Source organism: Streptomyces sp. NPDC005494 (genome assembly GCF_042872025.1).
Classification (GTDB): Bacteria; Actinomycetota; Actinomycetes; order Streptomycetales; family Streptomycetaceae; genus Streptomyces.
In genome coordinates, this window is record NZ_JBIAJR010000011.1 from 257,666 (window position 1) to 278,799 (window position 21,134).

The 21,134-nt window shown below is 71.0% G+C and carries 24 protein-coding genes and 2 pseudogenes; 10 read left to right on the forward strand and 16 right to left on the reverse strand.

Annotated features, from left to right (window positions below; genetic code table 11):
* Positions 1–320 precede the first annotated feature (320 nt).
* From ACFYQ6_RS29310 to ACFYQ6_RS29325, 4 genes and pseudogenes are all read right to left on the reverse strand, one after another.
* A complete protein-coding gene (locus ACFYQ6_RS29310; protein ID WP_361585704.1) occupies positions 321–1,172 on the reverse strand; it encodes a hypothetical protein in 852 nt (283 codons plus the stop codon).
* 208 nt (positions 1,173–1,380) lie between these two features.
* Positions 1,381–1,647 carry a hypothetical protein gene (locus ACFYQ6_RS29315; protein WP_361585707.1) on the reverse strand — a complete coding sequence of 89 codons (267 nt, stop codon included), beginning with the start codon at positions 1,645–1,647 and terminating at the stop codon, positions 1,381–1,383.
* 66 nt (positions 1,648–1,713) lie between these two features.
* Positions 1,714–2,322: pseudogene (locus tag ACFYQ6_RS29320) on the reverse strand (DUF6250 domain-containing protein); the annotation flags it as partial.
* Positions 2,323–2,376: 54 nt separating this feature from the next.
* A pseudogene (locus ACFYQ6_RS29325) lies at positions 2,377–4,620 on the reverse strand (hypothetical protein); the annotation flags it as partial.
* Between ACFYQ6_RS29325 and ACFYQ6_RS29330 the strand changes: the two are divergent.
* Positions 4,556–4,978: a PPOX class F420-dependent oxidoreductase gene (locus ACFYQ6_RS29330; RefSeq protein ID WP_361585710.1), complete on the forward strand. Its 423-nt coding sequence runs from the start codon at positions 4,556–4,558 to the stop codon at positions 4,976–4,978. The pseudogene ACFYQ6_RS29325 and the gene ACFYQ6_RS29330 overlap by 65 nt on opposite strands.
* A gap of 171 nt (positions 4,979–5,149) precedes the next feature.
* Here ACFYQ6_RS29330 and ACFYQ6_RS29335 read toward each other — a convergent pair whose 3' ends face one another.
* On the reverse strand, positions 5,150–5,887 hold the full coding sequence (locus ACFYQ6_RS29335; protein ID WP_388765796.1) for a 3-keto-5-aminohexanoate cleavage protein: 738 nt from the start codon (positions 5,885–5,887) through the stop codon (positions 5,150–5,152).
* A 331-nt stretch (positions 5,888–6,218) separates the two neighbouring features.
* Between ACFYQ6_RS29335 and ACFYQ6_RS29340 the strand changes: the two genes are divergently transcribed.
* Entirely contained in the window at positions 6,219–6,650 is a 432-nt protein-coding gene (locus ACFYQ6_RS29340; RefSeq protein WP_388765798.1) for a VOC family protein, read from the forward strand.
* Between the two features lie 48 nt (positions 6,651–6,698).
* Here the strand turns inward: ACFYQ6_RS29340 and ACFYQ6_RS29345 are convergent, their stop codons facing one another.
* Together ACFYQ6_RS29345 and ACFYQ6_RS29350 are read right to left on the reverse strand one after the other, a co-directional pair.
* Positions 6,699–7,466 (reverse strand): NPP1 family protein, encoded by a 768-nt coding sequence (locus ACFYQ6_RS29345; RefSeq protein ID WP_388765800.1) that lies wholly within the window; start codon positions 7,464–7,466, stop codon positions 6,699–6,701.
* A gap of 114 nt (positions 7,467–7,580) precedes the next feature.
* The gene (locus ACFYQ6_RS29350; RefSeq protein WP_361581879.1) at positions 7,581–8,729 is read right to left on the reverse strand and encodes a hypothetical protein; all 1,149 of its coding nucleotides are present in this window, start codon (positions 8,727–8,729) and stop codon (positions 7,581–7,583) included.
* Between the two features lie 159 nt (positions 8,730–8,888).
* Here ACFYQ6_RS29350 and ACFYQ6_RS29355 point away from each other — a divergent pair, with 159 nt between their 5' ends.
* On the forward strand, positions 8,889–9,383 hold the full coding sequence (locus ACFYQ6_RS29355) for a GNAT family N-acetyltransferase (RefSeq protein WP_388765801.1): 495 nt from the start codon (positions 8,889–8,891) through the stop codon (positions 9,381–9,383).
* Positions 9,384–9,470: 87 nt separating this feature from the next.
* Here the strand turns inward: ACFYQ6_RS29355 and ACFYQ6_RS29360 are convergent, their stop codons facing one another.
* A complete protein-coding gene (locus tag ACFYQ6_RS29360; protein WP_361581885.1) occupies positions 9,471–10,292 on the reverse strand; it encodes a PepSY domain-containing protein in 822 nt (273 codons plus the stop codon).
* A gap of 192 nt (positions 10,293–10,484) precedes the next feature.
* Positions 10,485–10,733 carry a DUF5133 domain-containing protein gene (locus tag ACFYQ6_RS29365; RefSeq protein ID WP_361581888.1) on the reverse strand — a complete coding sequence of 83 codons (249 nt, stop codon included), beginning with the start codon at positions 10,731–10,733 and terminating at the stop codon, positions 10,485–10,487.
* 279 nt (positions 10,734–11,012) lie between these two features.
* Here ACFYQ6_RS29365 and ACFYQ6_RS29370 point away from each other — a divergent pair, with 279 nt between their 5' ends.
* The 6 genes from ACFYQ6_RS29370 to ACFYQ6_RS29395 all read left to right on the forward strand — a co-directional run bounded on the left by ACFYQ6_RS29370 (position 11,013) and on the right by ACFYQ6_RS29395 (position 16,089).
* Positions 11,013–11,267 (forward strand): DUF6296 family protein, encoded by a 255-nt coding sequence (locus ACFYQ6_RS29370; RefSeq protein ID WP_361581891.1) that lies wholly within the window; start codon positions 11,013–11,015, stop codon positions 11,265–11,267.
* 193 nt (positions 11,268–11,460) lie between these two features.
* Positions 11,461–12,222: a DeoR/GlpR family DNA-binding transcription regulator gene (locus ACFYQ6_RS29375; RefSeq protein WP_361582216.1), complete on the forward strand. Its 762-nt coding sequence runs from the start codon at positions 11,461–11,463 to the stop codon at positions 12,220–12,222.
* A complete protein-coding gene (gene pfkB, locus ACFYQ6_RS29380) occupies positions 12,219–13,166 on the forward strand; it encodes a 1-phosphofructokinase (protein WP_388765803.1) in 948 nt (315 codons plus the stop codon). Before ACFYQ6_RS29375 ends, pfkB begins: the two co-directional genes overlap by 4 nt.
* A gap of 82 nt (positions 13,167–13,248) precedes the next feature.
* Positions 13,249–15,285, forward strand: a complete 2,037-nt coding sequence (locus ACFYQ6_RS29385; protein WP_388765805.1) for a fructose-specific PTS transporter subunit EIIC — start codon at positions 13,249–13,251, stop codon at positions 15,283–15,285.
* A gap of 87 nt (positions 15,286–15,372) precedes the next feature.
* Positions 15,373–15,645: an HPr family phosphocarrier protein gene (locus ACFYQ6_RS29390; protein WP_361581900.1), complete on the forward strand. Its 273-nt coding sequence runs from the start codon at positions 15,373–15,375 to the stop codon at positions 15,643–15,645.
* A gap of 12 nt (positions 15,646–15,657) precedes the next feature.
* Positions 15,658–16,089 (forward strand): protein-tyrosine phosphatase family protein, encoded by a 432-nt coding sequence (locus ACFYQ6_RS29395; RefSeq protein ID WP_361581903.1) that lies wholly within the window; start codon positions 15,658–15,660, stop codon positions 16,087–16,089.
* Positions 16,090–16,119: 30 nt separating this feature from the next.
* Here the strand turns inward: ACFYQ6_RS29395 and ACFYQ6_RS29400 are convergent, their stop codons facing one another.
* Together ACFYQ6_RS29400 and ACFYQ6_RS29405 are read right to left on the reverse strand one after the other, a co-directional pair.
* Positions 16,120–16,407 carry a hypothetical protein gene (locus ACFYQ6_RS29400; protein WP_356739044.1) on the reverse strand — a complete coding sequence of 96 codons (288 nt, stop codon included), beginning with the start codon at positions 16,405–16,407 and terminating at the stop codon, positions 16,120–16,122.
* A gap of 124 nt (positions 16,408–16,531) precedes the next feature.
* Complete coding sequence (locus tag ACFYQ6_RS29405; protein WP_361581907.1) at positions 16,532–16,963, reverse strand: DUF2000 domain-containing protein; 432 nt, start codon at positions 16,961–16,963, stop codon at positions 16,532–16,534.
* Positions 16,964–17,051: 88 nt separating this feature from the next.
* On the opposite strand from ACFYQ6_RS29405, the gene ACFYQ6_RS29410 reads away from it, so the two are divergent.
* Entirely contained in the window at positions 17,052–17,888 is an 837-nt protein-coding gene (locus ACFYQ6_RS29410) for an AraC family transcriptional regulator (RefSeq protein WP_388765808.1), read from the forward strand.
* On the opposite strand, the gene ACFYQ6_RS29415 is transcribed toward ACFYQ6_RS29410, so the two are convergent.
* From ACFYQ6_RS29415 to ACFYQ6_RS29435, 5 genes are all read right to left on the reverse strand, one after another.
* A complete protein-coding gene (locus tag ACFYQ6_RS29415; protein WP_361581913.1) occupies positions 17,849–18,358 on the reverse strand; it encodes a DUF664 domain-containing protein in 510 nt (169 codons plus the stop codon). The two genes, ACFYQ6_RS29410 and ACFYQ6_RS29415, sit on opposite strands and share 40 nt — an antisense overlap.
* Before the next feature lie 154 nt (positions 18,359–18,512).
* Positions 18,513–18,746: a hypothetical protein gene (locus tag ACFYQ6_RS29420; protein WP_361581915.1), complete on the reverse strand. Its 234-nt coding sequence runs from the start codon at positions 18,744–18,746 to the stop codon at positions 18,513–18,515.
* Positions 18,747–18,763: 17 nt separating this feature from the next.
* The gene (locus ACFYQ6_RS29425; protein WP_361581918.1) at positions 18,764–19,435 is read right to left on the reverse strand and encodes a TNT domain-containing protein; all 672 of its coding nucleotides are present in this window, start codon (positions 19,433–19,435) and stop codon (positions 18,764–18,766) included.
* Positions 19,436–19,612: 177 nt separating this feature from the next.
* Positions 19,613–20,329 (reverse strand): DUF4230 domain-containing protein, encoded by a 717-nt coding sequence (locus tag ACFYQ6_RS29430; RefSeq protein WP_361581920.1) that lies wholly within the window; start codon positions 20,327–20,329, stop codon positions 19,613–19,615.
* A gap of 79 nt (positions 20,330–20,408) precedes the next feature.
* Complete coding sequence (locus ACFYQ6_RS29435) at positions 20,409–20,924, reverse strand: DinB family protein (protein ID WP_361581922.1); 516 nt, start codon at positions 20,922–20,924, stop codon at positions 20,409–20,411.
* Positions 20,925–21,134 lie beyond the last annotated feature (210 nt).

Consider the following 21,134-nt stretch of genomic DNA (forward strand, 5'->3'; position numbering starts at 1 on the left):
CGCGCGGCGGAACAGGGACCGGCTGCCGGCCGAAGCGGGAAGCGGCCTCCCACCGGGAGCACGGACGCGTCCCTGGAGGGGATCGCCCCACGGGCCGGCGCTCGACGGCTTCCTGGCCGCCAACCCGGGCCACCTTCGGACGGTCGCCGTGACACCCTCGCCCTGAACGCACCAGGCGGGGGCTCCGGTGTGCCCCCGGCAGCTCCGAGGTGGCCGGGATCCCCCGGGGACCGCGCCGGCGCCCACCCTGGCCGGGAGCACCAGAACACCACCGGCCGCAGCGGAGCCGAGGCGCCCGTCGCGACCGGTGGCGTACCGGGTCAGGAGAGGTTCTTCTGCTCCACGTCCCAGTCGCTGGAGCACATCCCGCAGTTCGGCCCCACGAACTCCGCCCGGGCGATGGCGTCGCCCTTCAGCTGCCACTTCAGCCAGTTGACACCGACCCGTCCGAACTCACCGCCGTTCGGCTCGGCGTAGGTGCCGTAGTGGCCGACGTCCAGGTTCCCGGAGAACGCCGGGAGGCCGGCGGGGAGTCTGTCCCAGTCGTCGGCGGCGTTCTCGTACGCGATGTCGTCCGGCCCGCCGATGAAATACGCGATCGGTGCGTGCAGGCGGGGCAGCTGGATCCACTTGTCGAGCCTGCTCATCAGGCCGCTGTTCCACATCACCGTCGTGTCGATACGCGGATCGTCGGCCACCTCCATGGTCTCCAGCCCGCCGCACGACTGGCCCATGACAGCGATCTTCGATGTGTCGATCCTGCCTCTGAACCTGCTGCCCGGGTCGCTGTTCGCCTTCACCGCCCAGTCCAACGCCTCGATGAGCATGTCCGACGACGTCTGGCCGGAGCCACCGGGTGCGCCGTTGGCGATGACGAGGAACCCGTGCGAGGAAAACTCCGTCAAGATGTTCTCGAACCAGGTGCCGTCCGCCCGGCACGCGCCGTTGCCCCAGGCCACGACGGGGAGCTTCTCTCCGGCCGGCAGGACGTCGGGACGGTAGACGGTGTGGTCCGGCAGGCCCGCGACGGTCTCGTAGCCCGCGGTGTAGGGCCCCGTGCCTCCTGCCGCACCGGCCTCGGCGTCCGCCCCTGCCGCCGACGCCGGTGCGAGTAACACCATGGCGAGCAGAGCCGTCGCCGCGCCCGCGACGCGGCGCATCGTCCGCTTCATACGTGTTCCACCTCCTGGATCCGGAAATCCTGTCGGTCGAGCACGCTAGGCATGGGCGGAGGGCGCGTCATCCGCCTGGCCGGAACACCGGTGAAAGTACCGATCACCGCATCTCCGGGAGGGCACCGCATCTCCGGGAGGCCGCCGCATCTCCGGGAGGGCTCCGCATGTCCGGAGGCCGGACCGGACGCCGTGGCAGGCGGACAGTTCAGGGGCTGTCCGCCTGCCACGCCCAACGCTTCCGGTCCCCGGCCACGGGTCCGTACACGGCGCGGCCTCCCGCACCGAACCTCCCCAGCTCCGTGCCGAGTGCCGCGCCCACCGCGAGGCGCTCCTCGGGCCATCCGGTCACGTCCAGGAGCAGCCCGTCCAGCGGGCCGGCGACCAGCTCCACGTAGACGTGACCGGGCCGGGGTCCCGGATCGGGGTCGTCGTGGTCGGCGCCGTAGACGCGGCGTCGCATCAGTTCGTCCATGGCTCCAGCATCACAGCCACCACTGACAACGGACTTCCGCGAGCCTTCCGGCGCCCCTGCGGGCTGTCATCCTCGGCTGGGCGGGCGCCAGACCGTGAAGTCACTGACCCGGAAGTGGCTGGTGATCGTCCGGAACGCGAAGTGGCCGCTGGTGTACGGGTCGGGGTCCTGGTGGTCGAACACCAGTCGGCCGTTGTTCCACCACTGCACGGTCGAGCCGTCGGAGACGATGCGGACCCGGTTGGGCTCGTTGGCCGTCAGCAGCGGGGCGGTGTAGTCGAGCAGGAGAGGACGGTTCCCCGCCTCGCCGACGTAACGGCGCAGCCGGGACGTGGTGTTCGAGTTCGCGCCGTAGCCGACGTAGTAGGTCTTCAGATGGTCGTACTCCGCGAGGGCGCCGCCGCGTGCGGTGCCGAAGATGTCACCGGGCGAGCGTACGTCCGTGGCGTTCCAGAAGTTGTTGAGGTCGGACACCCGGTCGTTGGCCCCACCGGCCGACACGGCGGTGGCCGTGTACTCGATCTCGTACGGCCCGCTCAGCCTGCGGTCGAACCACACCGTGGCGCCGCTCGGTACGTCGATGTCGAGGACACCGTCCGCGGCGGTCACGCTCCCGCCGTCCTGTAGTTCGGCGGTCCACCGGCCGGTACCGGCGCGGAAGGTGTCGCCCGCGATCGGTGTCCAGGCGCGGCCGGGTCCGGTGTCGGTGCGGATCGCGGGCCTGGGCGGGTTCCTGGAACCGTAGCCGAGGTAGTAGTCCGTGAACGTGGACTGGAGGTAGCCGCGCACGGTCCAGCCGAGGCGGTAGGCCGGGTTCTGGGCGAGGGTGTAGAGGCGGGTGGTGGTGGGCTCCGTGGTGGTGTAGAGACGCAGGGCCGTATGGTCGGCGGTCTCCGCGAGGATCTCCTCGCGCCAGTCGCCCAGGATGTCGCCGTAGAAGGGGGTGGCGTTGCGGGCGCCTGCCGTGACTCCGGCCGGGTCGAAGACGCGGCGGCTGGTCTCCGTGGCGGGGTTCCACTTCTCCACGTACGTACTGTCGAGGAGTTCGGCTCCCTTGTCCCCGTCCCACCAGATACGGAAGTTGACGCTGGGGGTGGTCCCGGAGATTCTGCCGTCCTGGACGTTGCGCACGCCCGCGCCGGGTGCGGTGACGTCAGCGGTCGAGGTCCAGTGTTCGAGGCCTTTGTGGCGGGGGTCGATGTCGGCGGTGGTGCCCCGGCCGACGTCGAGGTCGGCCTCCCCGGCGGGGTCGGCGGGGTGCTCCCCCGTCACGAGCCGCTCACCGGTGTCCGCGTCGTAGTAGTACCAGGGGAAGCGGGACACGACGCCGAGTTCCGACTGCTGGATCGCGAAGCCTTCCAGGCCGGGTCTGGCCGGATCCAGATCGGCGATGTGGAATCGGTCGCCGTGACCTGCACCGTCGACGACGTAACGCAGGGTCCCGTCGCTGTTGACGACGTAGTTGCCGTCTGCGATGTCGTCCTTGCCGTCCTGGTCGACGTCGACGGTCCGGATCTGGTGGAAGCTCGTCGCCCCGCTGCCGGCCGGCACGACGTACTTCCAGCGGGGCTTCAGGGTGCGGCCGTCGAAGTCCCAGGTCTGGACGAGCGTGCGGAAGGCTCCTCGTTTGGCGCCCACCCGTGTGACGAGCTTGGTCACCAGGCTGGGGCGGACGCCGTCGAGGTAGGCGATGCCGAACTGGCCGCCGGAGGGCCCGTCGGCGGTGAAGTCATCCGGCACGGGCTGCCGGGTGCGCTCGGCGCCGGTGGCTCCGTCGACGACGGTGACGAACTGCTCGGCGGGCGACGCCGCCCGGACGGTGCTTCCGTCGGCGAAGGTGGTGCCGTCCGCCGTGTGGACCAGCACCTCGGCCTTCCCGTCGCTGTCGAGGTCGTAGACGGTCACGTTGTCGTCGTTGCGGAATCCGCCGATGGCGGTCGAGCCGCTGATCGCCGCCGGGGCCGGGTCGTTGGCCCCGTTGCCGGGCGCCTGGGTGTACGAGCCGGGACCCTGGTCGACACGCCACAGCCGCTCGCCGGTGAGGGTGTAGGCCTCCAGGAGATCCGGGCGGTCCCGCGTGCCGGACAGCCGGCTCACCACGAGCTCGTAGCGGCCGTCGCCGTCGAGGTCTCCGGGCCAGGCGTGCTGCACGGTGTACCCGTCGGCCTCCGCCAGCGGAATCTCCGCGTGCCCCTTCCCGAAGTCCAGGGCCCCTCCGCTCGCCTTCCTCTCACGGCCGTCCACGACCGCCCGCACGGTGTAGGCGCCGTGCCCGCGACTGTTGTCCTGGTACGTGGTGGAGGAGGTGACGGGCCGGTGGTTGAGCCGCTTTCCGCCCCGGTAGACGTTGAAGGCGATGTCGGAGCCGTACTCGGTGCCGAGCAGGCGCCAGCTCAGGAACGTGCCGCGCCCCGAGGGTACGGCGACAAGACCCCGGTCGAGGTTCTCCACCAACCGGCGGGACTGCGTCTCTGCGGGGCGCCCGTTCTCGTGGGCCGCGGCCGGTGCGGCCTGTACGGACGGGGCGGCGAGCAGGCCGGCGAGAGCGGCCACGGCGCTCACCGCCGCGATTCTGCGACGTCCTGGTCGGACGGGGAGCATGACGGTTCCTCCGAAGCTGTGAAAGCGCTGTCTACGAAGATCCACACTGCGGCCGGAGCAGCCCGCTGTCGATGCCTTCCGGCACGCTGCCACGCGACCGCAATGCGCGGCACATCCGGCCGTCACGCGCCCGGCACATCCGGCTGCCGGGGAGGCGGGACCGGTTGTTTCCCGTACACCCACCACCGCCCGAGGGGCGGTCCCGGGCATCGCCTCCGCCATGTGACAGCGTGGGGGTCGCGCCCGCCGGATCACCGGATGTGGTTCCCCGTCACGGACGGGCGCGGCCCGAGACGAAGGAGAGAACATGTCGAAGCCGCCGCTTCCCGACGCAGCCGTCGCCATGCTGCGCAAGCCCAATCCGGCCGTCATCGCCACCCTGCGCGCGGACGGTCAGCCGGTGTCCACGGCCACCTGGTATCTCTGGGACGACGGCCGCGTCCTGGTCAACATGGACGAGGGCCGCAAGCGGCTCGACCATCTGCGCCGGGACGCCCGCGTCACCCTGACCGTGCTGGACGACTCCGACTGGTACACCCACGTCAGCCTGATCGGGCACGTGGCCGAGATGCGGGACGACGAGGGTCTCGCCGGCATCGACCGGCTGTCCCAGCACTACCTCGGCCAGCCGTACGCGCAGCGCGACCGTGACCGCGTCAACGCCTGGATCGAGATCGACCGCTGGCACGGATGGGGCGGTTTCCGGGACAGCTCCCAGGCGGCGACGTAGTCAGGCGCGCGGCCCGGCGAGCGGGCTTTGGCACGCCTGGCCGTGCGCATGGAGACGACCTGGCGGATACGAGCACCCGCAGGGTTCGTCTTCTGCGAGGCTGCCGGGCCACGGAACACCTGTCGGCGCCGCACTGCTCCCGCCGGTGTTCCGTGGCGTACCCGCGAGAGGTCAGAACTGCCGGGCGGGGTGCTCGTCGAGGATCTGCCGCGCGGCCTGCACGAGGTGTGCGTTCGTCTCCGCGGCCGAGCCGTCGGGCAACGTCAGCACATCCTCCAGGCCGATCCGCGTGTCCAGTCCCAGGCCGGCCGCCGCCCGCAGGACGGGCCAGGCCCCACCGTCTTCACCGTGCAGCAGCAGGGGCGCCCTGAGACCACCCCGCAGCCTACCCACCAGGGTCACGGCTGTAGCCGCTGCCGTGAACGGATCGGTGTCGGTCACCTCGGCCAGCACCCGCAGCACCCGGTGGGCCGAGGGCCAGGCACGAAAGCGCCGGGCGCCATCGGTGCCCGACCACACACCGGCCTCGATACCGATCCCACGTTCCAGCAGCACACCGGCCACCGCTCCAGCACCTTCCTCGTGCCAGTTCACCGAGGCGTGGTCAGGCAGAACCGTCCAGGACCGGATCGACTCGGCCCGCTTCCCCGGATCCGACTGCGCCCAGGCTCCCGTGGTCACTCCGACCCCTGTGCCCTTCGGCACGACGGCGCGCACCGCACTCACCGCCTCACCCACTGCCCGGGCATCCAGCGAATCGAGACCATCGGTCCCTCTGGGGTGCAGGTGCACGTCCTCCGCTCCCGCACCCACCGCGCGTAAAGCCTCGGCCGCCAACTCCCCTGGCGTCACGGGGATCCGACGGCTCTCGCTCCGCCTCCGCACTCCGTTCAAGCACACCTGCAGCATGGACCGAACACTGCCGAACGCCTGACCGGGTGGCAAGCGGGGTCACACCTGTACGACGTCTCGGGGAGTCCGTCGGAGACCCGTACAGGCGCGGGGCTGCGAGCCGGGATCGCCGGGGAGCAGCAGTCCCCCGGGCAAAGCTGCGGCGTGCGGCATGCGGCGCGGCAATCGGTCACAGTGTGGGCCTCGATGGCGTTTCCACGTGCGCTCCGACGGCTTCCTGGGCGACGGTTGGACCTTCTTCGGACTCCGTCGCGGCGCACTTCCCTGACCGCCACGACGAGGACCATTCGTCCGGCCGGGCGCACAAGCGCCGTTCAGAGGAGGCTCCATGAACTGGACACTCGAGGTCATCCCCGTCCCCGTCACCGACATGGACCGGGCAAAGGCGTTCTACACCGAGAAGGCCGGCTTCACGCTGGACCTGGACGACGAGGTCGCCCCCGGCATGCGCATCATCCAGCTGACACCGCCAGGCTCACGCTGTTCCGTCGCCATGCTCCAGGGCATGCCCCCGGCACCCGGCATGCGGACCATGGCCCCGGGCACGCTGCAGGGGCTCCAGGTCTGCGTGACGGACATCGAGGCGGCACGCAAGGAACTGGTGGGCCGCGGGGTGGACGTCTCCCCCATCCGGCACGTGGGGGCGACGGGATGGGAAGAGGGGAAGGGCGGCACCTGGAACTCGTTCATGTCCTTCGACGACCCGGACGGCAACGGCTGGGTGGTCCAGGAGGCTCCTTCGGAGCTGTCGGAGCGCTGACGCACAGGGGGCCGTCCGGCATCCGCCGGACGGCCCCCTGTGCTCGGGTCAGGCGTAGGAGTCGAAGGGGATTCCGGCCGGTTCGGCCTTCTCCAGATGGCCCGCGAAGTTGCCGTCCTTGAGGCCGAAGACAGCGCTGCCGAAGTCGGCCTGGCTCAGCTTGTCCCGCAGGCCGGCCGGGTAGCCGTTCCAGCCGACGAGGCTGGGGTAGCGCCAGTCGTGGTAGTGGTTCTCCGGCGGTTCGTCGTTGGAGCCGGCCGGGCGGAAGCAGTGGGTGCTCCACCCGTCCTTGTGGTAAACGATCTTGGGATGGGTTCCGTCCCACCGGATCGCGTCGGCACTGTAGGTGTCGAAGTCCCCGTGCGCGGAGGTGGATACGTACCGCGCCACGTTGTTCTGTGTCCACACCACGACGTGTTCCCAGTCGTGCCGGTGGCCGCCGAGTCCGCTGCCCGCCACCGCCTGGTCCTTCTCGAAGTAGAGCCCGTACATGATCGCGCACCAGCCGTTGTTGCACTTGGAGCGCGCGTAACCGTTGGTGTTGTCCAGGTCCTCGATGTCACGGCAACTTCCGTTCACCGCACCGGTCGTGTTGAGGCCGGTGGCTATGGTGCCGTCCGAACCGATGGCGGGTGTCGGGTAGCAGCCGTCGGTGTCGTAGTCGTACGCGGGCTGGAAGGTCTGCTCCAGCCCGTCCGCGTTCGCCGGCAGCGCGCGGGGCGGGGCGGCGAAGGCGCTGCTCGCGGAGGCGACGACGAGTGCGACGGCACCGGCGACGACGAGCGACGTCCTGCGGATCGGGGCTCTGCTTCTCACTGTGTCCTCCCGGTCGGCGCGTGGTGGGGTCACGCGGCTACGCATGGCATGCCCACAGCAAGAACATCGAACACCGCTACGCGACCATCGGCCCACGGCAGAACGCGGGCACTCCTACCGCGTGGCGCCGCCACGGCTCCCGGCCGCGCCGGCGGGAGCCGTGGCGCCGGGCGTGCCGGTCTGGGCGTTCCGGCCGGGCCGCAGGGTCCAGGGCACCGGCTCGGTGTTCGTCAGCCACCCGTCGGCGATCAGCCGCCGGATGACGAAGATCCGCAGGTCGCGGGACATCTTGCCCCACTCCATGCCCTTGCAGAACTGCTTGACGGAGGGTCCGTGACCGTGCGAAGCACGGAAGGCGGCGGCGAACCGGGCCGCGGGAGGCCCCTGGTCAGGGAACTTGGCCTCCCAGACGCTGTAGGCCGTACGCACCTTCTCCCCTGACTGGGCGGGTACGGGCTTGCGCATGAAGGCCTCGGAGACCCTGGCGGTGGTCAACGAACAAGCGGGGCAGTTCTCCACCGCCTCCACGTGCCGCCGCAGAGCGACGCTCACCCCTGCCTTCCACTCGTCCCAGCTCGGCGGTTCCTCCACGGCCACGGCTTCCGCCCGGGGCGCGGCGTCCGTCACGGGCCGCATACCCGCCAGATGCCGTACGGCGTCGCCCAGCAGGTAGCGGTCCCCGTCCGTCTCCCGCAGGAACCCCTTGGCCGACAACTCCGGCACAGCCGCCAGGCAGTCGGCTGGCAACTCCGGGGGCAGGGTGCCGTACTCGTCGGCCGGCCCGTGTGCGGCCAGGAAGAGGGCGGCCAGCCGGGCGGCGGTCGAGGTCTTCCTGACGGGCTTGGCGGACAGGGTCCTGCTGGTCCATCCCGAGACCCGGGACCGCATCACCTTGCCGAACGGCAGTCGGTCTTCGGCGAGTTCAGGCACGGCGATCGGGACGGGGGTGACGAGGTCGTCCCCGAAGAGGGCCTCCTGCCCCCGCCAGCCCAGGGCCGTGACAGCGGTGAGCGCACCCTCCGGGTCGGCCAGGCGCAGGGAGCGCAGATCCTGACCGGTCAGATTGCCGACCCCGCTCCGGGCGGCCCGGATGGAGACGACCACCGCGAGGAGCTGCGCGTCGGCGCCCGTCAGCGGCAACGAGGCGACATAGGACAGGAGTTCTCGGGCCGCGACCCCCTGCCGGGGCGTCAGCAGGAAGGCGAACGGCTTCACCGCCGGTGAGGCCTGAGCGGGAGGCGAGCTCGGAGAAGAAGAAGGCACGCCCTGTACAACGTGCGGGAAGGGCTGAAGTCACCGTTCGTACTTACATACGAGCACCACCCGGGCAGAGACAGGCGTGTCGGTCAGGATCGGACCGGCATCGCACCGCGGACGGCACTCCCCCTCAACTCCTGCCACCGCGGCCGATATCGTCGCCGTATGACCGTCCTCGAGCGCCTCCGCCCCGATCACGCTCCCGCACTGCTCGCCTTCGAACGGGAGAATCGTGCGTACTTCGCCGCTTCCATCCCGGACCGGGGGGACGACTTCTTCTCCGATTTCGACGCCAGGCACGCCGAGCGGCTGGCCGAACAGCAGGCCGGAATGCACCACTTCCACGTTCTGACGGACGGCAGGGGGGCGGTACTGGGGCGGATCAACCTGGTAGACGTCGAGAACGGTTCCGCCGAGCTCGGCTACCGCATCGCGGAGCGGGCCGCGGGCCGGGGACTCGCCACCTCGGCGGTGCGCGACGTGTGCGCACTGGCCGTCGACGACTACGGACTCACCGAGCTCAAGGCCAGAACGACGCTGGACAACCACGGCTCCCTGGCCGTGCTCGCCCGGACGGGGTTCGTGGAGGCAGGCACCGTCACCCTGATGGACAAACCCGGCCTCCGGTTCGTCCGGAGCCTGGTGGACGCCCGCCACTGAGCCCGTCCGGGACGCCGGATGCGCCGGGACGCACATCGGTGGCGCACCGCGATGCGGTCCGCCACCGATGATCCGTCGGTACCGTGATCAGTTCTCGTCGGTCTGCTCGTCGATGATCGTGCCCTTCACAGCATCCACGTCGAAGGTGGTCTTGTTGTAGCCCTTGGAGACCACGTCCACCTTCCAGACCAGAACCTGGCTGTCGTTCTCCTCGAGGGCCATCGACGTGACCCAGCCCTCCTGCCTCTGCGTAGCGGCCTTGGCCGCCTGCTGGGGCGTCTGCGTCGCCTTGGCGATCTGGGCCGCCAGCTCCTGCTTGTCCGCATCGGTCTGGTCCTCGTCCGGTGCGAAGTCGATGACGTCACCGGAGACCGCGTCGATGGTCACGTTGTGCGCGGTGCCGTCCTTCTCGACGACCTCCGCGATCCACTTCGGGCTGCCGGCGCTGCCACTCGGACTCGGGCTGGCCTCGGGGCTGGGGCTCCCGGTGCCGGTCGGGCTGCCGGTCGGGCTCGGACTGCCGCTCGGGCTCGGACTGCCACTCGCGTCGTCGTCATCGTCCAGGCCCTCGAGGTCGAGGTCGGTCAGCTTGCCACCTGACACCTCACCGACCGCGGTCGTGGCGGCCTTGTCGAAGGTGACCTTGACGCTCGAAAGCAGTTCCTTGCGCTGGGTCTGCTCCTCGGTCAGCTGCGCCGTCGCTGAGGGGCTGCCGGAGGGGCTGGTCGTCTCGTTCGGAAGGACCTTCGCAGCCTCGGAGGTCGCCGCGGAAGTCTTGTCACCGCTGTCCTGACCGCAACCGGTCACGAGAGTGGCGGCAAGGGCGGCGGCGCACAGGGCGCCACCGGCAACGCGGAGCCGGCGGGCACGCGAAGAAACGGTCTTGTTTCGGCGGGGCTCAAATCTCATGCTTGCATGCCTAGCCGTCCGCGCGAGCAGTCATGTTGTCCGACCGGCCGGTGTCACCCGATCGACGGTGCTGTCCGCCCATTCGGCGTGTCGTGCGCCTGCGGCCCGTTAGCGCGATCCGCGCGCGGGCGCGAAGGCGAATGACGCCGGTTCGGCAGAACCGGCGTCATTCGCGTAGGCGTGGTAGCGGCGTCAGGCGGTCAGCTGCACCTCGGTCGCCGCCGGCGCCGGCGACCCCGCGGTCGGGACCGCGCGCAGCTGCGCCGCGGCGGCGGCCAGCGCGTCGGGCACGGTCCTGGTCCCGGTGGTGACGCAGAGCGTGTAGGAGACGTCGTCGAGCTTGCGGCTGCTCTCGGAATTGCCCAGCCGTGCATGGGCACTTCGCAGTGCCTCGTAGCGCTTGACGAGATTGCGCAGCGTTGCGGGATTGGCCATCAACACGGCAGTTCCTCTCCACAGGGCGGCCGGGAGCCCGTGGGCCCCGCACCGACGATGTCCGATCGCGCCGGCGGTCCCGCCTGGCGTCACGGGCGGCCGTGCGAAGCTGTCAGCACGCGTCCGATCCCTTGCAGATGATGGTCGCCCCACCTCACCCATTCCGCATCCGGAGTCACGTACGGTCACACGTACGGGCTCACGGAGCGGCGTCCGCCCGGGTGAGAAACAATGGGAAGTCATGGGCGGCCGACGCTGCCGCGCCCGCCCGGCAGGGAGGTCGACATGGATTATCCGGAAAGCTACGAGCTCATGTTCCAGGCGGGCGGCGCCGAGGACGACGTGGTCGTCGTCCACCTCACAGCCCGGTCCGGCGCGGGCGGTTACCCGGTGTACGAGGACGAGACCGGCATCGTGCGCGCCGAGATCAGTGAGCGCGGCGAGGTCCGCATGCTGGCGAGCGGCGGTCATCAGGTCCTGGGAGCGCCGCTGCGCGCCCGGCCGCTGAACGGGCCCGCAGCCACCCAGCGTCCGCACTGAAGGCCCCCGGACCGCCGCATCGATGGCCTCATCCGCGCGACTCCCTCGCGCGGCTCTTCACCACGTCTCCTTCGCACGTCTCCTGAAGTCTGTCCGCGCCCACTTTCCGTCCGAACATGTTTACTTTCCGGAGAAGCGTCCGTAGTCTGCCCGTGAAACCACAGACTCGGGCATGAAACGGAAACGTAACCACATGTACGCACCGGAGCGGCAGCAGGAGATCCTCCGCATCGCCGGCGAGAGCGGCCGGGTCGATGTGCTGTCCTTGGCCGAACAGTTCCAGGTGACCGCCGAGACCGTGCGGCGCGATCTCAAGGCGCTCGACCGGGCAGGGCTCCTGCGCCGCGTGCACGGCGGGGCCATTCCGGCCGGGCGGCTCGGATTCGAGCCGGATCTCGCCGAACGCGACACCGTGGCCGCAGACGAGAAGGACCGCATCGCCGCCGTCGCCCTGGGCGAACTCCCCGCCGAGGGCAACATCATCATCGACGCCGGAACCACGACCGTCAGGCTGGCCTCCGCCGTGCCGATCGACTCGCGTCTCACCGTGGTCACCCATGCCCTGCCCGTCGCCGCCCGCCTCTCCGACCACCCGGGCATCGCCCTGCACCTGGTCGGCGGCCGGGTCAGGCACCGCACCCGCGCGGCTGTCGACGCCTGGGCCCTGAGCGCGTACGCCGAGATCAACGCCGACGTCGTCTTCCTGGCGACCAACGGTTTCTCGCCCGAGGGGGGCCTGACCACCCCTGATCTGGCCGAGGCCGCGGTGAAACGCGCCGTCATCGCGGCGGCCCGCCGGGTGGTGCTCCTCGCCGACTCAGGCAAAGCCGGCCAGGAGCACTTCGCCCGCTTCGGAGACCTGTCCCAAGTCGACCTGCTCGTCACCGATACGGGACTGAGCCCCGAGGACGCCCGGGCCATCGAGAGCCAGGGCACGGAAGTAGTACGCGCATGATCCTCACCGTCACCCCCAATCCGAGCCTGGACCGCACGTACGAGCTGCCGGGCCTCACCCGCGGCGCCGTCCTGCGCGCCACCGGCGACCGGGTCGATCCCGGCGGCAAGGGCGTCAACGTATCCCGCGCGGTCGCCGCCGCCGGGCACCGCACCGTGGCCGTCGCGCCGCTGGGCGGTCCCGAGGGCGCGCTGCTCGCCCGGCTCCTCGGCGAGCACGGCATCGAGGCCGCAGGCGTGCCGATCGCGGGCAGCACCCGTATCAACATCACCCTCGTCGAGCCCGACGGCACGCTCACCAAGGTGAACGCGGCGGGACCGGAGATCACCCCGGCCGAGGCGGAGGCCCTGCTGGACACCGTCCGGACGCGTTCGGCGGGGGCGGACTGGATCGCCTGCTGCGGCAGCCTGCCGCGCGGACTGCCGCCGCGCTGGTATGCGGAGCTGGTCGCCCGCAGTCACCGTGCGGGTGTCCGCATCGCCCTCGACACCTCCGGTGCGGCGCTGCTCGCCGCGCTTCCGGAGCAGCCGGATGTGATCAAGCCGAACACGCAGGAGCTCGCCGAGGCCGTCGGCCGTCCGCTCGCGACGGTCGGTGACGCGCTCAAGGCCGCGCAGGAGCTGTGCGAGCTCGGGGCGCGTTCGGTGCTCGCCAGTCTGGGCGCCGCGGGACAGTTGCTGGTGGAGCGATCAGGAGCGTATTTCGCCAGCGCCCGGGTGGACGCCGTCCGCAGCGACGTCGGAGCGGGGGACGCCTCACTCGCGGGCTTCCTGTCCACCGGCGGCACGGGCCGGGCGGCCCTCGCCGCCGCGGTGGCGCACGGCGCCGCAGCCGTGCAGCTGCCCGGAAGCCTCATGCCGGCACCCGCCGACCTCGATCCGTCCGCGGTGGTCACCACCGCTGACATCCCCGTGGACCTGGCTCTGACGGAGCAGGCCGCGTGACCGCCCCGTACACGGCCGGTCGTACGACTTCCCCATCCCCCCGACCCGTCCCTGGGACGGTCAACGAGCAAGGAGCCCCGCGATGAGTGAGCTGATCACCGCGGAACTGGTCGATCTCGACCTGCCCGCCGAGACGAAGAGCGAGGCCGTCCGTTCACTGGCCAGCCGGATGGTCGCGTCCGGCCGCGTCACGGACCTCGACGGCTTTCTCGCCGACGTGGCAGCGCGTGAGGCCCAGATGCCGACCGGTCTGGACGGAGGCATCGGCATCCCGCACTGCCGGAGCGAGCATGTCACCGCACCCACGCTGGCGTTCGGCCGTAGCGCCCGTGGCATCGACTTCGGCGCGCCGGACGGTCCCGCCGACCTGATCTTCCTGATCGCCGCTCCGGCAGGTGCGGACGACGACCACCTCACCATCCTGTCGAGCCTCGCCCGGCGCCTCATGGACCCTGAGTTCACCGGTGCACTGCGGGCGGAGAGCGACCCGGCGACCGCCGCGGCCCTGATCCGCGGCGACCGGGCCCCCGCGGCCGGGACAGTGGAATCCGGGCCCGGGGCACCGGCATCCGTGCCCGAGGCCGCGGAATCCGGGGCGGCGGAGCCGGACGTCCCGGAGCCGGAGGCCACCGAGCCGTTCCGGATCGTCGCTGTCACGTCCTGTCCGACCGGTATCGCGCACACCTACATGGCGGCGGAGTCGCTGGAGGCCGCCGCACGTGCCGCGGGAGTCCAGCTGAGCGTCGAGACCCAGGGATCCGCCGGCTTCGAGCGGCTGGATCCGGCGGTCATCGCCTCGGCGGACGCGGTCATCTGGGCGCATGACGTGGAGGTGCGCGAGAAGGCGCGGTTCGGCGGCAAGCCTGTCGTCGACACCGGGGTGAAGGCCGGGATCAACAGGCCGGCCGAACTCATCGCGGAGGCCCGGCGCAAGGCCGAGCGGGGCGAGATCAGCCGGATCGCGGACGACGGTGAGGGCGCGGGTAGCGACTCCGGAACAGGCGGGTCGGGCGCGGCTTCCGGGCACTTCGGTGTCCGGCTGCGGACGTACCTGATGTCGGGCGTCAGCTACATGGTGCCGTTCGTCGCGGCGGGAGGGCTTCTCATAGCCCTGTCGTTCGCGATCGGCGGCTACGAGATCGCGAGTGCGAAATCGGTGGCCGACCACTTCGTGTGGGGCGAGGCGGACAGCTGGGCCGCGCTGCTCAACCAGATCGGCAGTGCCGCCTTCGGCTTCCTGGTCCCGGTGCTCGCCGGGTACATCGCCTACGGGATGGCGGACCGTCCGGCTCTCGTACCGGGTTTCGTGGGCGGTGCCATCGCCCTGACGATCGATGCCGGCTTCCTCGGCGGCCTGGTCGCCGGGCTGCTCGCGGGGGCGGTGGTGATGGCGATCCAGCGGGTCCATGTGCATCCCACGCTGCGCGGCATCATGCCGGTCCTGGTGATCCCGTTGCTCGCCTCGGCGGCGGTGGGCTTCCTGATGTTCATCGTGGTCGGCAAGCCGATCGCCTCGCTCCAGAACGCTCTGACCGACTGGCTGAACGGCCTGTCGGGCTCCAACGCAATCATCCTCGGCGTCGTGCTCGGCCTGATGATGTGTTTCGACATGGGGGGCCCGCTGAACAAGGTGGCGTACGCCTTCGCGGTCGGCGGTCTGGCCGACCCGACCCCGGGCAGCCTCAAGGTCATGGCCGCGGTGATGGCTGCCGGAATGGTCCCTCCGCTGGCGATGGCCCTCGCCACCACCGTGCGCGGGAAGCTGTTCACCCGGACCGAGCGCGAGAACGGCAGGGCCGCCTGGGTCCTGGGGGCGTCCTTCATCACCGAGGGCGCGATCCCGTTCGCCGCGGCCGACCCCCTGCGGGTGATCCCGTCCGTGATGGCGGGTGGTGCGGTGACCGGCGCGCTGTCCATGGCCTTCGGATGCTCGCTGCGGGCCCCGCACGGGGGCGTGTTCGTCGTCCCGCTCATCGGGGAGCCGTTCCTGTACCTGCTGGCCGTCGCCGCAGGGACGGTGGTGTCCACCGCTCTGGTCGTCGCCCTCAAGGGCATGCGGCGCGGTCCGGACACCGCCGTACCCACCGCCGGGAAGTCCGAAGTCCCTGCCGCTGTGTGACGGCCCCCCACGGCCCCTCGTCCTCCTTTGCCCCTTGTCGCCAGCCATTTCCCGTCAGCGAAAACCCAGTCACACAGGAGTGAACCCATGTACCAGCGCACCGTCACCGTCGGTTCCCGAAGCGGCCTGCACGCCCGCCCGGCGTCGCTCTTCGTCCGGGCGGCCACGGCCCTGCCCGTCCCCGTGACCGTCGCGCGCGACGGTCGTGACCCGGTCGACGCCCGGAGCATGCTGTCGGTCCTCTCCCTGGCCGCGCAGCACGGCGATCTGCTCACGCTGTCCGCTGTCGGCGAAGGTGCGCCCGAAGCGGTCGACGAGCTGGCTAGCCTTCTGGCCGAGGATCACGACGGAAAGGCTTGAGGGGAACCGGCCATGGAGACCTGGGATCCGGCGGGCGCGGGGGTGCTGCGGCTGCCTTCAGGGCGGACGGTGCGGGGGCGCGGCCTCCGCGACCCGCTCCCTGAAGGCCTCACGCCCGCCTTCGCCGTCCATCTCCTGGGCAGCCCGCCGCCCCCGGTGCCCTGGGAGTCGCGGTGGCTGCGCTGGCCGGACTTCCGTCTGCCGTCCGACCGCGCCGCCGCCCGGACCGTGCTCCGCGAGGTGTGGGACCGCGCTCCGCACGAGCGGCTGGAGGTGGCGTGCGCGGGCGGCAGAGGACGGACCGGTACGGCCCTGGCATGCCTGGCCGTGCTGGATGGTGTCCCGGCGGATGAAGCGGTCGCCTTCGTCCGCCGGCACTACCACCCCAGGGCCGTGGAGACCCCGTGGCAGCGGCGCTACGTGGTGCGCTTCGCGGAAGGCTGACGCGCCCGCCCGCCGCCCGTCGGGGTCACGTCACTCCACCGCGTGCGGAACCGGAACCGTGGCTCCGCCGCCGGCGCGTACGGCCTCGACGACTCTCTGGTGGAAGGCCCGGCTCTCTTCCTCGGAAGGGCACGGCACGGGACTGCCGGCCAGTGTGAACCAGTCCGAAGCGCCGCTGTACTGCACGGCGACTTCTGCCTGCCCTTCGGTCCATGTCGTGTGTACGGTCAGATCACCGCTCACGACTCCTACCTCTTCGGTGCGCACTCCGCCGGTTCCCGCGAAGACACCGAGGGTAGTCCACGATGCCCAGTTCATGACGCGTCGCCTTTCGGAGACAATGACAAGCCTGTCAAGCGGACTTGTCTTGAGTATGGCACCGCGACCCGTCACCCGCACGGGTGTGCCCGGCAGTATCCGGCCGGTGACGCCGGGCCACCGGTCACGGGTGCATGGAGGCCCCCTTGACGATCTTGTCCACGGCGTTGCGCGGCCCGTACACCGCAAGGCCCACCAGGTCCAGCGCGTCGCGCGGGACGGCCCGGACGGCCGCCCTGTTGGCCTTGTCGTGACCCGTCATGAACAGGTCGGAGGTGAAAACGGCGGTCGTCACGCCCCGGCCCACCGCCCGGGTGTGCGCGGTCGTCAGCAGCTCCTTGGACCCGGCGAACACGAGGACGGGCTGGCGCAGCATGGGCAGGTAGGGGGTGCCGTCGGCGTCGGCATACGGTTCGCCGATCACCTCGGGCACCTGGGTACCGAGCCCGCTCACGAGGAAGGCCGTGACGTTGAGCCGCTGCCAGGTCTCCAGGTCGTCACGGAGCAGTACGGCGATCTTGGTGTCGAAGCGTACGGGTGCGTTGTCGTCGGTCATGGAGACAGCCTGCCGGGGAGGGCCGGCCGCAGTCTTGTACGAACTTTGCACGCCGGAAGCCCTCACACGCTCTTGTAGGCTTCGGGCCATGGGTGCACGTCCGGACATCACCGCGTGGCGTCCGCGGGTCGAGGGAATCGACGAGGTCTTCCACGCCCACTTCGCGGACCACGCCTACCCCATGCACACGCACGACGCGTGGACGCTGCTCATCGTCGACGAGGGGATGGTCCGCTACGACCTGGACCGCCATGAACACGGGGCGCCGAGCTCGGTGGTGACGCTGCTGCCGCCGCACGTGCCGCACAACGGCGACGCGGCCACCCCCGAGGGCTTCCGGAAGCGTGTCCTGTATCTGAACACCTCGCAGATCGACGCGGACCTCGTCGGGCCCGCGGTGGACAGCCCCGTCCTGCACGACCCGCGGCTAAGACAGCGCGTCGACCAGTTGCACCGGTCGCTGGAGCGGCCGGGGGACGAGCTGGAGGCGCAGAGCCGTCTCGCGTTCGTCTCCGAACGCCTCGCCCATCACCTCCGCGACGATTTCGCCGCCCCTTCTGTTCCCGGCAGCCGGATCGCCCACCGGCTCCGGGACCTGCTCGACGAGCACATCGTGGAAGGGCTGACCCTCCGCGAGGCGGCGGAGCGTCTGCACTCCCACCACACCCATCTGGTGCGGGCCTTCAGCCAGGAGTTCGGCATGGCCCCGCACCAGTACCTGACGGCGCGTCGGGTCGATCTGGCCCGGCGCCTGCTGCTCGGGGGGATGCGCGCACCGGAGGTGGCTGCCTCGGCGGGCTTCTACGACCAGTCCCACTTCTCCCGGCACTTCAAGCGAGTGGTCGGCACCAGCCCCGGGCACTACGCGCGCGCCGGAGCCGCCGTTCAGCGGCGCTCCAGCGCCCCGCGCACGAACGCGGCCTGACCCGCGTGCTGGAGGTCGTCGGCGATCACGCTGACCAGCCGCACGCCCAGGGTGACGGGAGGTGACCAGGCCTCGTCGACGACGCGTTCCAGGGCACGCCCGTCGAGTCCTCGTACGAAGTCGAGGGTCCGCGCGTGCACGGCGTCGAAGTAGTCGAGGAGCAGGCCGGCGGAGGTCACCCGCACGGACCCCACTTGTTCGCTGCTGTGCCCGTAACCGGTCGAGCCCTTCTCCAGCGGCAGTTCGAAGCGAGAGGCCCAGTCCTGCGCGAACCAGATCTGCTCCGTGCCCGCCGCGTCGGCGACGTGGTCGTCCTGGACGCGGGTGAGGTGCCAGACGAGCCAGGCGATCGAGTTGGCGTCGTCGTCGAGCCGGGCGTTGAGGTCCTCCGGCGGGAGGTCTTCGACGGCGGCGTGCACCGCTTCGTGGATGCGTTCGAACGCATCGGCGAGAATGCCAGCACTGTTCATACGACCACCATGGCCGGTCACCCGGCGGGCCCCCGACTCCGACACGCGGCCCTCGCGTCCCCCTGAGCGGTGTCCGCACGATGCCGCGCCCCGCCACGGCGACGGCCGGCGCACTGCCGGTGCCCAGTGGTCCGCGAGCGCGGCCCCGGCCCGTTCAGACGAGCAGCCGCAGGAGATGGGCGCAGGCCACCGCCTCGTCCGGGTGCCTCGCGAGCACCTCGTACCTGCCGCGCTCGTAGGCGCCGGTCTCCCACACCCCGTCGGGCGCCCTCCGGAGAAAGAGGAAGTCCGGGGGCGTGGGCACCGGTTCGTGAACGCCTTCGATCCGGTAGTAGCCGTCGGCCACACCTGCGGCGACGAGCGCGGTACGCAGTTCGCGGCGTTCCATGTTCCGTCCCTGTCCTGCTACACCCCGGCCGGGGTCAGGTATTCGTGGTCCAGCAGCCACTTCACGTTGAGGCGCTGGCCCGCTCCCGGATCGAGGAAGACCGCGTCGAGCTTGATCTGCTGACCTCCTCCGGGCTGCTCGAACCACGGCGCGATGCTTCCCTGCCAGACCCAGAACGGCTTGGCCACCTTGTAGACGCGGTAGTCGCAGGGGACGGCGGCGTCACGGGTGTTGAGGTTCTGCGGGGGCAGGGCCCGCTCTTCGTACGCATCGCCTGCGGGGGCGAGGTAGCCCCCGTACTCCGAACCGAAGCGGTCCAGGCGCTGCCCGGTGCGCAGCTTGGCCGGCTCCTTGTCGATCTCGCCGTTGACCTCGGCGAAGCCGTCGTTGGGCGGGTACTTCCAGCTGCCGGCGTCCGCCGGACCCTCCCAGTACTTCTTCAGGAAGGCGGAGGGGGACAGGCTGCCGGTGCGCTTGTACCCCTTGAGCAGGGGTCCGACGGGTGCCTGGTTCGTGTGCGGCAGCCACTTGGGGCCGAGCCGCGCGTCCCCGAGGAACTCGCCGGTGCAGGGGTCGTGGCGGACGGCCGCGGGAGTACGTTCCCCGAGCGGCGCGGCGCTCGCGGCCGGAGCGGTCACCAGTCCGGCGGCGAGGCCGACAGCGGCAAGTGCGGTGCGGATACGGTTCATTCGGAGGTCCCCTAGGGTGCCGACGATCTCGGTGGGCTCACGTAGGGTAACCGTCCGGATTCATGCGGTGCCCGCGCCATGCCGTGGGCGTCCGCCCGGAACGACAGCCGGACGCCCAGGGACCGTTGCGCGCCGGTGCCGATCCGGGGCGGTCGCGGCCGGGACGCTCCGGCCGGGTCAGGCGGTGGGCGGATCCACGTAGGTGACGGTGACCTTTTCGAATCCGAGCGAGCCGAGCAGTCCCTGGAGCATCGAGGTGGTGTTCTTCTCCGCCCGCTTCGTGAGCCCGCTCTCCTCGGCCGCCGCTCCGATGTGCTTGGCGGCCAGCTTGTTGACGGCCTGTTCACTGCCCGGGTTGTCGGAGAAGAAGTCGCCGAGCCGGTCCAGCAGTCCGCGCTGCTTGGACACGGCGTACGAACGGTCGGGGTCCAGGGCGGGCTTGCCCAGCACCGCGTGCGGCAGCCGCAGTTCGGCCGTCGTGCGGTCCTCGTCGACCCGCACCCCGTCCGCCCCGACCTTGCCGAGGTCCACGGAGGCGCCGACCGTGCCCGCGCCGACGTACAGCGTGCGGGTGCCCCGGATGGCGTCCGGCAGGAACTTGGCGTCCTTCTCCAGGTCGACGACGACCTGGAAGTTGCCGGAGGCGGCCTCGTACGCGCTCATGTCCTGGATGGACTTGAGGACCGCGGGACCGGAACGGTCGGTGGTCTTCTCACCGAAGAGGTCACCGAACCCGGGCAGCACACTGAGCCTGCTGCCGAGGAGCAGCAGGACGAGCGCCGCGGCGCACACACCCGCGAAGGGCAGGCACCCTCGTGTCCGGGCACGGCGGCGCGGTGCGCTGCCCGGGCCGGGGTCGCCTGTGCTGTCTGTCCTTACGTCAGTGGACGTCATACCTTCCGTGTGACCCCGCCCGGGGATTTCAGTCCGCCGAGTACCGGGACTACGCCAGATCCTGTACGGGCCGGGGGTCCTACGCCCCTGTGGCTCCGTCCAGTCGTTCCCTGAGCAGGTCCGCGTGGCCGATGTGCCGTGCGTACTCGGCGATCATGTGGACGTGCACCAGGCGCAGGGAGAAGACCTTGTCCTGGTGCGTGAAGGTGTCGTCGAGCGAGGCGTCCGCGACCACCTCGTCCGCGAGCCGGATCTCCTCGACGAGCCTCGCGTAGTCGTCTGCGGCGCGCTCCGGGACCAGGTCCTCGAAGTCGGCGTCCTTGCCCTTGGCCGGGTCGTACATCGGGGGCAGCGGCTGGCCCGCGAAACGCTCCCGGAACCAGCAGCGTTCGACCTTCGCCATGTGCCGTATCAGGCCGAGCAGGGTGAGATTGGACGGTTGTACGGTCTCCTCGGCGAGCTGGTCGCCGGTCAGGCCCGAGCACTTCTGCAGGAGCGTGCTCCGGTAGAAGGCCAGGAAAGCGGTCAGGGTCTCCCGCTCACCTGCGGCGAGAGGGCCGAGGGCGCGGGTGGCTTCGGGAGCTGTCCATGTCATCGTGTGATCATGCCCGCCCGACGCCGTCCCGCGCGACGCGTTTGCCGCATCCGGGCCGTGGACGGCGCGCCCACGCGGTCGTGCGGGGGTGGGGGGGGGGGGGGGGGGGGGGGGGGGGGGGCCCCCCGGGGGGGGGGGGGGGGGGGGGGGGGGCCCGCGCGCTGGTCCGCGTCGGCGACGGTTCCGGCGCGGGTTCCGGCCGGGGCGGCT

Bases quoted from the DNA above. Each gene is read 5' to 3' on its own strand.
- ACFYQ6_RS29425 (WP_361581918.1), bottom strand. From the start codon at position 19,435: ATGAACCGTATCCGCACCGCACTTGCCGCTGTCGGCCTCGCCGCCGGA.
- ACFYQ6_RS29420 (WP_361581915.1), bottom strand. From the start codon at position 18,746: ATGGAACGCCGCGAACTGCGTACCGCGCTCGTCGCCGCAGGTGTGGCC.
- ACFYQ6_RS29335 (WP_388765796.1), bottom strand. From the start codon at position 5,887: ATGCTGCAGGTGTGCTTGAACGGAGTGCGGAGGCGGAGCGAGAGCCGT.
- ACFYQ6_RS29410 (WP_388765808.1), top strand. From the start codon at position 17,052: ATGGGTGCACGTCCGGACATCACCGCGTGGCGTCCGCGGGTCGAGGGA.
- pfkB (WP_388765803.1), top strand. From the start codon at position 12,219: ATGATCCTCACCGTCACCCCCAATCCGAGCCTGGACCGCACGTACGAG.
- ACFYQ6_RS29400 (WP_356739044.1), bottom strand. From the start codon at position 16,407: ATGAACTGGGCATCGTGGACTACCCTCGGTGTCTTCGCGGGAACCGGC.
- ACFYQ6_RS29355 (WP_388765801.1), top strand. From the start codon at position 8,889: ATGACCGTCCTCGAGCGCCTCCGCCCCGATCACGCTCCCGCACTGCTC.
- ACFYQ6_RS29430 (WP_361581920.1), bottom strand. From the start codon at position 20,329: ATGACGTCCACTGACGTAAGGACAGACAGCACAGGCGACCCCGGCCCG.
- ACFYQ6_RS29395 (WP_361581903.1), top strand. From the start codon at position 15,658: ATGGAGACCTGGGATCCGGCGGGCGCGGGGGTGCTGCGGCTGCCTTCA.
- ACFYQ6_RS29415 (WP_361581913.1), bottom strand. From the start codon at position 18,358: ATGAACAGTGCTGGCATTCTCGCCGATGCGTTCGAACGCATCCACGAA.
- ACFYQ6_RS29370 (WP_361581891.1), top strand. From the start codon at position 11,013: ATGGATTATCCGGAAAGCTACGAGCTCATGTTCCAGGCGGGCGGCGCC.
- ACFYQ6_RS29435 (WP_361581922.1), bottom strand. From the start codon at position 20,924: ATGACATGGACAGCTCCCGAAGCCACCCGCGCCCTCGGCCCTCTCGCC.
- ACFYQ6_RS29340 (WP_388765798.1), top strand. From the start codon at position 6,219: ATGAACTGGACACTCGAGGTCATCCCCGTCCCCGTCACCGACATGGAC.
- ACFYQ6_RS29315 (WP_361585707.1), bottom strand. From the start codon at position 1,647: ATGGACGAACTGATGCGACGCCGCGTCTACGGCGCCGACCACGACGAC.
- ACFYQ6_RS29405 (WP_361581907.1), bottom strand. From the start codon at position 16,963: ATGACCGACGACAACGCACCCGTACGCTTCGACACCAAGATCGCCGTA.
- ACFYQ6_RS29310 (WP_361585704.1), bottom strand. From the start codon at position 1,172: ATGAAGCGGACGATGCGCCGCGTCGCGGGCGCGGCGACGGCTCTGCTC.
- ACFYQ6_RS29375 (WP_361582216.1), top strand. From the start codon at position 11,461: ATGTACGCACCGGAGCGGCAGCAGGAGATCCTCCGCATCGCCGGCGAG.
- ACFYQ6_RS29385 (WP_388765805.1), top strand. From the start codon at position 13,249: ATGAGTGAGCTGATCACCGCGGAACTGGTCGATCTCGACCTGCCCGCC.
- ACFYQ6_RS29330 (WP_361585710.1), top strand. From the start codon at position 4,556: ATGTCGAAGCCGCCGCTTCCCGACGCAGCCGTCGCCATGCTGCGCAAG.
- ACFYQ6_RS29390 (WP_361581900.1), top strand. From the start codon at position 15,373: ATGTACCAGCGCACCGTCACCGTCGGTTCCCGAAGCGGCCTGCACGCC.
- ACFYQ6_RS29360 (WP_361581885.1), bottom strand. From the start codon at position 10,292: ATGAGATTTGAGCCCCGCCGAAACAAGACCGTTTCTTCGCGTGCCCGC.